The sequence below is a fragment of the Franconibacter helveticus LMG 23732 genome (genome assembly GCF_000463115.2).
Taxonomy (GTDB): Bacteria; Pseudomonadota; Gammaproteobacteria; order Enterobacterales; family Enterobacteriaceae; genus Franconibacter; species Franconibacter helveticus.
Window position 1 is genome coordinate 87,890 of record NZ_AWFX01000005.1, and the last position, 11,580, is coordinate 99,469.

At 59.3% G+C, this 11,580-nt stretch carries 9 protein-coding genes and 1 pseudogene; all 10 read right to left on the minus strand.

The features are described 5' to 3' along the window. Positions 1 to 13: 13 nt before the first annotated feature. The gene (locus DW56_RS01620) at positions 14 to 1,063 is read right to left on the minus strand and encodes a protein-glutamate methylesterase/protein-glutamine glutaminase (RefSeq protein WP_024552274.1); all 1,050 of its coding nucleotides are present in this window, start codon (positions 1,061 to 1,063) and stop codon (positions 14 to 16) included. Further along, positions 1,060 to 1,926, minus strand: a complete 867-nt coding sequence (cheR, locus tag DW56_RS01625; RefSeq protein WP_024552275.1) for a protein-glutamate O-methyltransferase CheR — start codon at positions 1,924 to 1,926, stop codon at positions 1,060 to 1,062. Before cheR ends, DW56_RS01620 begins: the two co-directional genes overlap by 4 nt. 19 nt (positions 1,927 to 1,945) lie before the next feature. Then, a complete protein-coding gene (tap, locus tag DW56_RS01630) occupies positions 1,946 to 3,550 on the minus strand; it encodes a methyl-accepting chemotaxis protein IV (protein ID WP_024552276.1) in 1,605 nt (534 codons plus the stop codon). 39 nt (positions 3,551 to 3,589) lie between these two features. Next, positions 3,590 to 5,254, minus strand: coding sequence for a methyl-accepting chemotaxis protein II (gene tar, locus DW56_RS01635; protein WP_029697490.1), 1,665 nt, complete (start codon positions 5,252 to 5,254; stop codon positions 3,590 to 3,592). Between the two features lie 134 nt (positions 5,255 to 5,388). Next, positions 5,389 to 6,351, minus strand: a complete 963-nt coding sequence (locus tag DW56_RS01640) for a Csu type fimbrial protein (RefSeq protein WP_024552278.1) — start codon at positions 6,349 to 6,351, stop codon at positions 5,389 to 5,391. Beyond that, on the minus strand, positions 6,348 to 8,711 hold the full coding sequence (locus DW56_RS01645) for a fimbria/pilus outer membrane usher protein (RefSeq protein ID WP_024552279.1): 2,364 nt from the start codon (positions 8,709 to 8,711) through the stop codon (positions 6,348 to 6,350). The genes DW56_RS01640 and DW56_RS01645 overlap by 4 nt, the downstream gene beginning before the upstream one ends. Before the next feature lie 23 nt (positions 8,712 to 8,734). Continuing rightward, positions 8,735 to 9,494, minus strand: a pseudogene (locus DW56_RS01650) (fimbrial biogenesis chaperone). A 16-nt stretch (positions 9,495 to 9,510) separates the two neighbouring features. Beyond that, positions 9,511 to 10,017 (minus strand): Csu type fimbrial protein, encoded by a 507-nt coding sequence (locus DW56_RS01655; protein WP_051179254.1) that lies wholly within the window; start codon positions 10,015 to 10,017, stop codon positions 9,511 to 9,513. Between the two features lie 62 nt (positions 10,018 to 10,079). Then, a complete protein-coding gene (locus tag DW56_RS01660) occupies positions 10,080 to 10,646 on the minus strand; it encodes a Csu type fimbrial protein (protein ID WP_024552281.1) in 567 nt (188 codons plus the stop codon). Between the two features lie 413 nt (positions 10,647 to 11,059). Further along, entirely contained in the window at positions 11,060 to 11,563 is a 504-nt protein-coding gene (gene cheW / locus DW56_RS01665) for a chemotaxis protein CheW (RefSeq protein WP_024552282.1), read from the minus strand. Between the last annotated feature and the right edge of the window lie 17 nt (positions 11,564 to 11,580).

Below are 11,580 nucleotides of genomic sequence, written 5' to 3' on the forward strand. Positions count from 1 at the left end.
ACTGCACTCCTCTTTAAATACGTATTGCCTGTCCGGCACTGATTTTCGCCAGCATTTGCTGGCTGACCTGGCTTAGATCGACGACTTCGCTGACGCCACCCATATTGATGGCCTCGCGCGGCATGCCGAACACCACACAACTTGCTTCATTCTGCGCAATGGTCCAGGCGCCCGCCTGGTGCATCGCCAGCATCCCCGCCGCGCCGTCGTTGCCCATCCCGGTGAGGATCACCCCCACCGCGTTGCGCCCCGCATGTTTGGCGACGGAGTGAAACAACACATCTACCGCCGGGCGATGCCGGTTAACCGGCGGCCCGTCGTGGATTTTGATTTGATAGTTCGCCCCGCTGCGGGCAAGCTCCATATGCTTATCGCCCGGCGCGATATAAGCATGGCCCGGCAGCACGCGCTCGCCGTCTTCCGCTTCTTTCACCGTTATCTGGCACAGCTTGTTCAGACGCTCGGCGAAAGAACGGGTGAAGCCAGGCGGCATATGCTGGGTAATCAGCACCGCCGGGCTTGAGAGCGGCAGCGGTTGCAGCACATGGCGAATCGCCTCGGTGCCGCCCGTCGACGCGCCAATGGCCAGCAGCTTCTCCGAGCTGAGCAGCGGGCCTGCTTTTAAGGTCACAGGCGCGCTGACAGGCGCGCGGGCGGAAAGCCGGGCGCGGGACGCGGTGCGCACTTTCTCGGCAATCAGCTCGCTGTAAGCCAGCATACCTTCGCGAATGCCAAGCTGCGGCTTGGTCACGAAATCTACCGCGCCCAGTTCGAGCGCGCGCAGCGTAACTTCAGACCCTTTGCCGGTCAGGGAGGAGACCATCACCACCGGCATCGGACGCAGGCGCATCAATTTTTCGAGAAAATCGAGGCCGTCCATGCGCGGCATTTCAACGTCAAGCGTCAGCACGTCCGGGTTGAATTTTTTAATCAGATCGCGGGCGACCAGCGGATCCGGCGCGGTCGCCACCATCTCCATGTCGCTGTGGCTGTTGATGATTTCCGTCATGATCTGGCGCATTAACGCTGAATCATCCACTGACAACACTCTGATTTTACTCATTGTCTTTCCTTACTCAGGGCATATACCGTCTGACCGCGCAGCCAGAAATCGCGACTGAGATTGCTGAAATTCTCCGAATGCCCGGCAAAGAGCAGACCGCCAGGTTTAAGCAGCGGCACGAAGCGCTTGAGGATCGCCTCCTGTGTCTCTCTGTCGAAATAGATCATCACGTTTCGACAAAATATGGCGTCAAACGGGCCCGGAACGTTGTACTGCTTGTCCAGCAGGTTGAGCGGCGCGAACTCTACATGGTTCGCAAGCTCGCCACGCACCCGCACCAGGCCGTCATGCGGGCCGGTGCCGCGCATGAAATAGCGCTGCAATTGCTGAGGCGAGAGCGTTTTCAGCTCTTCCTGTCGGTAAATGCCGCTTTGCGCTTTTTGCAGCACTTCTGTATCGATATCGCTCGCGAAAACCTTCCAGCGACCCGGCGCGGTGCCGAGGGTATCGGCAAGCGTAATAGCCAGCGAGTAAGGCTCTTCTCCGGTAGAGGCCGCGGCGCTCCAGATCCGGTATTCGCCGCTGCGCTTGCGCGCATGTTCCGCCAGCACCGGAAAATGGTGCGCCTCGCGGAAAAAAGCGGTCAGGTTGGTGGTCAGCGAGTTGATGAACGCCTGCCACTCGGCGCTGTTAGCGTTCGCTTCCAGCATGCTGAGATAGCGGCCAAAATCATCAAGCCCGAGCGTGCGCAGCCGACGCACCAGCCGGTTGTAGACCATGTCTCTTTTATGGTCCGCCAGCACGATCCCGGCGCGCTGGTAAATCAATTGACATATCCGACGAAAATGCGCGTCGGACAGCGCAAGGCGCTGCGTCATGGGCAACAGGAACGACGGTTGCCCACCTGGAATGGATGTTGTCATAGCGCCTTATTACTCACAGTCAGGGGGATACGGCTACGGCGTTGAGCGGGATCGGTTTATCACGCTCAACTTCCTGCTTTTCTTCAAGATTAAATACCGACACAACCGCCGTCAGGCGATCGGCCTGGCTTGCCAGCGACTCCGCGGCGCCTGCCGCTTCTTCCACCAGCGCGGCGTTCTGCTGCGTCACCTGATCCATCTGGCTTACCGCCTGAGCGACCTGCTCAATGCCCCGGTGCTGCTCGTCCGAAGCGGAGGCGATTTCGCCCATAATGTCGTTTACCTGGGTGACCGAGCGGACAATTTCCGCCATGGTTTGCGCGGAGTTGTCCACAAGGGTGGTGCCTTCCTGCACCCGGGAAACCGACTCTTCAATTAACGCTTTGATCTCTTTCGCCGCCTCGGCGCTGCGGCTTGCGAGGTTGCGGACTTCGCCCGCCACCACGGCAAAACCGCGCCCCTGCTCGCCGGCTCTCGCCGCTTCTACCGCAGCATTGAGCGCCAGAATATTGGTCTGGAAAGCAATGCCGTCGATGACGCTGATAATGTCGCCGATTTTCTGCGAACTCGTTTCAATCTCATGCATCGTCTGGGCCACATGCGAAGCCTGCTCGCCGCCGCGTTTCGCCGTCTCCGCCGCGCTTCTTGCCAGCTGCGAAGCCTGACGGGCGTTGTCGGCGTTCTGGCTGACCGTCGCGGTTAGCTGCTCCATGCTGGCGGCAGTTTGCGCGAGCGACGCCGCCTGCTCTTCCGTACGCGAAGAGAGATCGTTATTGCCTGCGGCGATTTCGCTGATGCCGGTATGCATCGTGAGGCTGCCGTTGCGCACTTCGCTAACGGTTTCCCGCAGCGCGCTTTGCATCGTCTTAAGGCTTGCGAAAATCTCTGAAATTTCGTTACGGCCATAGACGGCAATCGGGCGCGCCAGATGGCCTTCGGCGATACTGTCAAAATGGCTGCGGATTATCGCAAGCGGCATCACCAGCATGCGGCGCGACCACCACAGCGAGCCGATAACCAGCAGTACCGCCACCACGCTGACGACAGCGAAAATCAATCCCGACAGGTGATACCAGCCTTTGCTCTCTTCGCTTGCGCTGCTCACAAACGCGTTAATGTGTTGCTGCCAGGCGTTGAAGCTTGCATCAAACACATCCTGCGACTTCTGCACCGGCGCGGTGAGGAAATCGGAAAGCTGGTTGCTGGCAAGCCAGGTCGCCTGGTGTTCAAGATCTTCCCGGTAAGCGGCGAAGCTTTTCTTCGTTGCGCCAAGCAGCTGCGCTGCCTCTTCGCTTGCTGGTTCAATCGCGGCGAACTGCTTAAACAGTGAATCCGCCTGTTTCAGGCTTTCCTGCGCGCCGTTCATCAGGGCTTTAATCTCTTCCGGCGGATAGCTCAGGGCGGTGAGCGTACCGGCGCGGTTTAATGCCGTACTCGCTTGTAACAACGCTGCGCGCGTTTGCGTCAGCGTGTCGCGTTGCTGGTTACTTACCTCGACCCGTTTCAGATTGCCGTAATCGGCACGAAAAGCGAGAAAGGACAAACCGTTACTGCCAATCTGCAAAATGCCGCAGAGAATCAAGAGCAAAAACAACGTGGTCGAAATACGAATACGGTTAAACATTAACGCTCCCTTACCCGGCATCGCTGCCGGCTTGAGTGGTCAAAAAGTTTCCCAGTTATCGTTATGGCCAACCGCGGCCGTTTCACGTGGGATCGAAGCCGGGCTGGAGGCCGGCGCCAGGGTCGTACTCAATGTGCTGCTCAAATTCGGCTTTTGCGCGGCGCCAGACGGTTGGCTGGCATGCAGACGGAACGCGGCGACCGCCTGCGACAGTCGGCTCGCCTGCGCTTCGAGGGCGGCGGCGGCCGCGGCGGACTGCTCTACCAGCGAGGCGTTCTGCTGGGTCACGCGGTCCATCTCAGAGACTGCCAGCGCCACCTGGTCGATACCCCGGCTCTGCTCATCAGACGCCGAGGCGATTTCACCCATAATGTCGGTTACCCGCGTCACCGCGCTGACAATGTCCTGCATGGTTTCGCCCGCGCTTTCCACCAGCACCGAGCCGGTATCCACACGCGTAACGGAATCTTCAATCAGCGCTTTAATCTCTTTGGCGGCCTGGGCGCTGCGGCTCGCCAGGTTACGCACTTCCCCTGCCACCACGGCGAAGCCGCGGCCCTGCTCCCCTGCCCGCGCCGCTTCGACGGCGGCGTTAAGCGCCAGAATATTGGTCTGAAAGGCAATACCGTCGATAACCCCGGTAATATCGGCGATTTTTTTCGAACTGGCGGCGATGTCATGCATGGTATTCACCACGCCATCCACCACCTTGCCGCCGCGCTGGGCGGTTTGCGAGGCGGTGTGCGCCAGTTGCGAAGCCTGCCGGGCGTTATCGGCGTTCTGCTTCACGGTCGCCGTCAGCTGTTCCATACTCGCGGCGGTCTCTTCCAGCGAGGCCGCCTGCTCTTCTGTTCGTGATGAAAGATCGTTGTTGCCTGCGGCGATTTCGCGGGTGCCGGTGTAAATCGCGTCGGTGCCTTCGCGCACGCTGGTAACGGTGTCGATAAGCTCCTGCTGCATATGCCGCACGCTTTGCGCCAGTTCGCTCATTTCATTGCGCCCGCTTACGTTGATACGCGCGGTCAGGTTGCCCGCGGCGATTTCACGGATCGTGCCGATAATGGTGGCAAGCGGATTGAGCAGAACATGGCGCAGGCCGTACCAGACCAGCGCGATCGCCGCCAGCAGCGCCAGCGCCAGCGCGCCGGTTTGCCATTGAGCGAAGCGGTAATCATGCGCGCTCTCCTGCCAGGCATCCTGGGCGATGCGCACGTTCTTCGCCGCGTAATCGTCCATCGCCTTTTGCAGCGCGTTCTGTTTGCCCTGGGTTGGCTGGGCGAAGTAAGGGTCAAGGTTGCCGCTTTCCAGGTACTGCACCAGTTCGCCGAGCGCCTGGTAGTAATCCTGATAAGCCGCCTCAAGCTGGCCATTCATGGCCTGAATTTCCGGCTCGTCGACCGGCACCGCTTTAAACGCCGCGTAGTGCGTTTGCGCCTGCGCCAGCGTCTTTTTGGCGCTGTTGAGCAAATCCGTTTTGGCGCTGCTTTGCTGGTTGCTGGCGTCCATCATCATCCGCGCCGCAGAGCGGCTCAGGTTGATGCGCGTTTGCAGCAGCATGTCCCAGGTGTGGTTGAGCTCCGCCTGTTGCAGGCGTAACTGGTGTGATGAGCTAAAGCTTTGCTGGTTCTCTTTTAATGAAGAGAAAAAGAAACTGCCGGAAATTAATTGCAGCAGGACGAACACGCCTACTACCAGCATCAGCATTGTGACCACGCGAATACGATTCACTCAACACCCCCAGACCTCTGACTAACTGTTGAGGTTATCGGCAACGGGGGCGGGAACTTTATCGTTCCGCGCGAGGAATTTGCGTTAGCGTGGAAAGGTGCGCCGGCTCACTAAAAAGCGATATCGACCACCAGGGTGTCGCTGTAGCTGCCGGCAGGCAGCGCGCTCTGGCCGGAAAGTATCCGCGCGGTGTAGTTATAGGTGCGCAGCAGGCCGTCGCTGCTGACCTGCGACGAACTGGCGCTGGCCCAGCGCTCTGTGCCGCTTACGCCCCAGCGGTTGGTGGTGGTGCCTTTATAAATGTCGTAGCTCAGGCGGTTGGCGCCGCTCGCCAGATTGCGCACATTGCCGTTGGCGTAGCTGCCGTTGTTAATGCCGACGGTATAAACACTGCCTTTCGTGCAGGTGATAGCGATGCTTTGCGAAACCGGGGCGAAATTTTCCGGCAGCGGCGCGCTGCCGAAGTTTACGTTCGGCGCGCTAATGGTGGAGCAGTCATTGGTGACGGTGAGCGTGACGTTAAGCGGCAACGCAACGGTGCCGGTCTGCGCCGAGAGGCAGGCCGCCACGCCCACCGCGCAGACGCTGTAGTTGATGGTCAGCGTCAGCGTAGCCTGATACGTTCCGGCGCTGAGGTTTTGCCCGGCAACCGTGCGGATATAAAGCGGCAACGTATAACGCGAACTGGTCAGCAGCCCCAGCAGCGTGCCGCCGCTCCAGCGGTACGAACCTGCAAGCGCGATTTCGCTGTTCGCCGGACAGCCGCTCTGGGCGCAGAGCTGAACAGGCAGCGTGTCTGTCGATGTCGTGCTGTCGGTGCGTCTGAGAATGGCGCGGTTGCTGGCGCTGGCGCTCGCCGTCGTAAAGGTGGCGTTGACGAAATCGGTGGTATTGAGCAGGTTCAGTACCGTATCGCACTCCACCAACAGGTTGGTGCTGGTGGTTTGTACGGTACTGTTGATGACGAACGAGGTCTGGGTGCCAAGGGCGGCGTTACCCAGCGTGACGCGGCAGGCGGCGAGCGCGGGCGCGCCGACGACCAGCAAAAACAGCAACAGCAACATGCGTTTCATTGTTGCGCTCCCTGGCAGATAAGCGGCCCGAATGTCTCCAGCCGGTGGCTGCGGGTGGCTGCAAGGGTCAGCGTGGCGGTGCAACGCTTCCCGTCTGGCGTGGAGACCGTTAAGTGGTTAACTTCGCCGACGTTTTCAAGCCAGGCGATGCCGTCATAGCCGACAACGGCAGGCGGCTGGCCGCTGCGAAAGACCTGGCTTGATACCGGCAGCGGCTCGCCATTTTCATCGTGCAGGATAACGCTCGCCACCCGCTCCTGCTCCATGGGGAATTCAATCAGATAGCCGCTGCGCCGGCGCAGCGACAGGCGCCGCTCGGTTTCGCGAATGCGGGTATCCGCCGGCAGATTGAGCGTGTCGATGCTGTAGTTAGCCGGGTAATAGGAGGTGACGCCGGAGATCAGCAGGTAGCCGTCTTCATCGGTCTGCCCCACCGGCTGATTTTCATAATTCACGGTCACATCCGCCTGGCCGCCCGTACTGACCACCGCAAAAGCGTCATTTATCTGGTTCGCGGTAAAGAGCGCGCCGTTCATCAGCACCAGCGACCCGGTCGCCTCGCCCCAGTGGGTATAGCCGTCGCGCTCGCCGTAAATACCGCCCTGCAACTCGATATGGTTGTTGCGCCATCCCAGCGTTCCTTGCTGGTAATCGTTTTGCTGCGTCTGGTGGGCGTACGCGAGATCCCAGCTAAAGCCGCCTTCGCTCGGCATGGCGTGGCTGTAGTTAACGCGCTGCGCGCTGCCGCCTTCCGGCGCATGCTCAACGCTGAAGGCCACGCTTTCCTGCAAGCCGAACGGAATTTGCAGCGAAAGGGCCACCGACCACGCTTTATCATCCGGGTCATGACTGGCGGCCACATAGAAACTGCTGCTGCCCCAGAGGTTTTTACTCCATGAAAGGTTGAGCAGCCGGGTGCTGTCGCTGTTGAAGCTTTCGACATCCAGCCACGCCGCGCCCAGGTTGCCGAAACGTCCCATATTAAAAGAGAGCGAGTACTGCGCGACGTTGCGACTGAGGCTGACTATCGGCTGGCGGTCGCTGTCATACATCACGGGCTGATCGTAAAGCGCAAGATTGCCGAAACCGCGCTCGCGGCGCGTGTGCTGCGTCGTAAAGGACATGTAGTCGGTGTTGTACTGATAGCCAAAGGTCCACTGCTGGCCTTGCTCGCCGCGCATCTGGCTGTACGCCACCGCGCCGTTCACCACGCCGACGTTGCCAAGCTTCACCATCGACCCTATGCCGCCAAGCCCCAGCGATTCCGCCCCTTCGCCATGCGCTTCCACCGTCCAGAAATCGTTAACGCCATAGCGGTAAGAGCCGCTTGCCGCCGCCGGGCCATAGTCAAAATTCTTTATGCCGTAGTTGCGCCGGATAGCGCCTGCCGTGAAAGCGCCGTCGCTTAGCCCCGCTTTGAGCAGGTCGCTTGCGACATAAAAAGGCAGCGTGGTGGTCACCTGGCGGCCCAGGGCGTCGGTGGTCACCAGCACCGCATCGCCGGAACCATTGATATAAGGCAGGTTGGTCAGGGTAAACGGCCCCGGTTCCAGCTGCGTGGAGCCGGAGCGGTAACCGTTAATAAATACGTCAACCGTGGTAGGCACCGCCGCCTCGCCGGAAAACGCAGGCAGCGGATAAGTGACGAGATCCGGGCGCAGCGAAAAGGCGCGGCCGAACGATACGCCGCCGAGGCGCACGCTGTTGGTCCAGCTTAAGCTATCCGTCACCACATCGCCCACCGACCAGCTCAGCGCCGCGTCATCCAGCGTGCCGGTAAACGTCGAATCATAGCGGCGATACCCTTCGGTCTGCCCGGGATAGCCGTCCAGCACCTCGCGGTTTATCCCGGTCGTGGAAAAGGCGCCGTAATCATTAAACAGCCGCAACTCATGCCACAGCGAAGCCTGGCTGCCGCTGTGTTCGGTGTGGTTGGCATAGAAATCATAGTTCAGCAGTCCGCCGCGCCCGTTACGCGCGCGGATGCGCGGCGTGCCATCGCCAAGCGTGATTTCTCGCTCCGGCACCCACGCTTTCGGCACCGTCAGCAGCAGGCGCTGGCTGGTGCTGTCATACTCGGCGCGCACCTGGCTGAGCGTGGAAAGGTTCACCTCCCCCTGCGGCAGACGGTCGCCCGGCAACCCGGCGCGCTGCAAATCGGCGCTGGAAACCCAGAAGCTCCCCGCCCTGCGCGTAACCGGCACTACCAGCCCGGTGTCGTAATGGTTCAACACCAGCGAGAGATGAAAAATAGCCCGATCGTTAATGGCGCGGACATCCGGCGGCGGCGGTAAGGCGTCGTCGCCGGGCTGCGCCATGGCGCGGTCGGCAGCGACGCTAAGCAGTCCGGCCATCGACATTACGCTCATCGCCCTGTAGCGGCCTAGCGCGGAGAAGCGAGCCATTGCGAGTCGCGCGCATTAAGGGAAGCCGAGATTTCAGCAGGCGACGTTACGCCTGGCGGGAGAGGAAAAAGCCTTGTGCTGCGTGGCAACACATAACCCCACAGCCCATTTGCCAGTTCGCGCTGGCGCCCGTTCTGGCGCACCGACACTTTACTGAGGCGGACATGAACCTCGTCATTGTTGGTAATTTCAATCGCCGGCTGGCCGTTGTCGCGGGCCATCCGCCAGCTTAGTTTGGTCGGGTCGACAAACGCGTGGTGCGCGCCGGAGCGCTGGGTTTCAATTCCCTGGCCGTAAACAAACAGCGGAATGGAATAGCGCATTTGCAGCTTGATGCCGAGCTGCGGTTTGCTGTTGTCCTGCGGTTGCGGGATTTCATCTACCACCACCCGGTAAGCCTGCTCGACCCCCATGGGGATCTGCGCCTGGCTGATAAGACGGATAAGCTGTTTTTTTACCGCCGCCGATCGTAACAATCGGCGGGCTTGCCACCACATCCTGCTGCGCTTCATAGCGTTCGAAGCCGCCTTCCTGACGCCAGCGCACCACACGAACCTGCATGGTTGTAGCAGTGCCGCCCTGGTTTTGTACCCAGAGTTCCGCCGCTTTTTCGCCTGCGGGCAGATAAGGATCGATCGGCCAGATAAGAATATTGCTTGCCGCCTGGCAAGCGCTGGAAAAAAGCCCGAGGGCGATGAGTAAACCGTAAGAATGGAAGCGCGCTGCGCTTGTTATCATGTCACTTCTCCCTGAATCACCATGACAAAGTCACCGTGAGCCGATCGCTGTAGCTCCCTGCGGGGCTGAAGCCGGTCAGCTGCGCTGCGCCGAAAATCGGCAGCGTAATGTTATTGCTGTTGCTGTAAGTCACCGTTACCGCCTGGTTAACGCCTATTTCGCTCGCGGCGGAGAGCGAGCTTGCACTGTAAAGGCGATAGGGCACGCGTTCTGTTCCGCCGCTGCGCGCCATGTTGCGCACCGTGGAATAGTTTTGCCCGCCGTCAATGCTCATGCTGATCGCCACGCCAGGCGTGCAGGCAAGCCTCAGGCCACTGTTGGGCACAAAGCTGGTGGTGACGCGCGAACGGTCCACGCCGCTGCGCGTGCCAAAATCCAGCGTGCCGTAAACCCCGCCGGTGCCGCTCGTCACTGAACAGCCCGGCGCGATCGTGGCGTTAACCTGAAACGACTGCGTGGTCACGGCCTGCGCCGTCAGGCTGATAAAAGCCAACGCCAGAACGAAACCGCAGCTTTTTCGCACAGCTTTCCCCTGGACAGCCCGGCGGGCTGCCCTGTTGCGTTTGGTCAAAGAGGCGGCTGAGGTTAGTAAATAACGCTCACGTTAATGGTGTCGGTATAAGTGCCCGGCACGACCGTTACGCTGTTTCCACCGCCCTGAATACGCCCGTAAAGCGTGTAGTTATCCACGCCGCCGGTTGTAGATGCGCGAGGAATGGGCGTGTTGTTAGCGATGACGTTGTTGAATGCCGCATCGCTGTAAAGGCTGTAAGCCACGCCCTGGGTGGCGTTGGTGGTGTTGACGAGGTAACGGCCCGGCGTGCCCGGCGTGCCGATAATAGTGCCTGGCGCCTGGTTGGTGCTGCCGGTTACCTGCACGGTGTAATCCGCCGTGGTGCACTGGATGGCGAAGCTGTTGCCGCCCGCCGCGCCGGTTAGCTGCGTGGTCAGGGTGTCGAAGGTGGCCGGGTGCGTACCGAAGTCCAGCGTACCGAAGTTGATGCCGTTCTGGCTTGGGGAGCCGTTAATCAGGCAGCCGTTAGTCAGCGTTAAGGTTGCGCCGATAGTGCCGCTACTGGTTACTGCGTGGCTCATTGAAGAAGCGAGCAGTAACCCACCTCCGCAGATCACAACAAAAAGATTCTTTTTCATCGTGCTTTCCTCTGACTGCGCTGTCGCGAAGCATCCTGTTTTCTAAAATGATCAGCCTGTTAAGGCCCTTAACCGGAGCGCCGGCGGCCTTAAACTGAAATTTAGTTTATGTGTCTGAATTTAACCAAATACTAACAACACATTCATAAACATGGCTTATTGACAAATAAAAACATTTAAATACAGGATGTTAACAGTTGTAAATTCGTTAACGAATGTAAAATGAAATGAATATATTGATATTTTTGTGATTCACATCACTAAAACCGCGGCGTATCAGGTGATTAAAAATTGACAGATTGATGAGTAATGCTAAAGCACTATGTTAGAGAGGCTACACAGTAGCGGCGGGCAATTACTTTGGCGGGGATGGGCGAGGTAAAACGGGGCGCAAAAGCGCCCCGAAAAGCGGGTCAGGCTACACGCGTGGCGGCCATGTCGATAAGTTCCATCTCTTCGCTGTTAAGCAGCTTTTCGATGTGCACCAGAATCAGCATGCGTTCGCCAATGGCGCCGAGGCCGGTCAGATACTCGGTAGAAAGCGTCACCGCGAATTCCGGCGCCGGGCGGATTTGTTCGGCGGTGAGCGACAGCACGTCGGAGACGCCATCCACCACGATCCCCACCACGCGCTGGCCGAAGTTCAGCACAATCACCACGGTGTTGTCGTTGTACTCCACATCCTGCTGGTTGAACTTCACGCGCAGGTCAACGATAGGCACAATCACACCGCGCAGGTTAGTTACCCCTTTAATGAAAGAAGGCGTGTTGGCGATACGGGTTACCTGATCGTAGCCGCGGATCTCCTGCACTTTAAGAATATCGATACCGTATTCTTCATCGCCGAGGGTAAATACCAGAAATTCCTGACCTGACGGCTCTCCGGCCAGTTTAGTTACGTTGCTCATACCGGTCATTTGTATACCTTTTTACG

Bases quoted from the DNA above. Each gene is read 5' to 3' on its own strand.
- DW56_RS01620 (WP_024552274.1), bottom strand. From the start codon at position 1,063: ATGAGTAAAATCAGAGTGTTGTCAGTGGATGATTCAGCGTTAATGCGC.
- cheR (WP_024552275.1), bottom strand. From the start codon at position 1,926: ATGACAACATCCATTCCAGGTGGGCAACCGTCGTTCCTGTTGCCCATG.
- tap (WP_024552276.1), bottom strand. From the start codon at position 3,550: ATGTTTAACCGTATTCGTATTTCGACCACGTTGTTTTTGCTCTTGATT.
- tar (WP_029697490.1), bottom strand. From the start codon at position 5,254: ATGCTGATGCTGGTAGTAGGCGTGTTCGTCCTGCTGCAATTAATTTCC.
- DW56_RS01640 (WP_024552278.1), bottom strand. From the start codon at position 6,351: ATGAAACGCATGTTGCTGTTGCTGTTTTTGCTGGTCGTCGGCGCGCCC.
- DW56_RS01645 (WP_024552279.1), bottom strand. From the start codon at position 8,711: ATGTCGATGGCCGGACTGCTTAGCGTCGCTGCCGACCGCGCCATGGCG.
- DW56_RS01660 (WP_024552281.1), bottom strand. From the start codon at position 10,646: ATGAAAAAGAATCTTTTTGTTGTGATCTGCGGAGGTGGGTTACTGCTC.
- cheW (WP_024552282.1), bottom strand. From the start codon at position 11,563: ATGACCGGTATGAGCAACGTAACTAAACTGGCCGGAGAGCCGTCAGGT.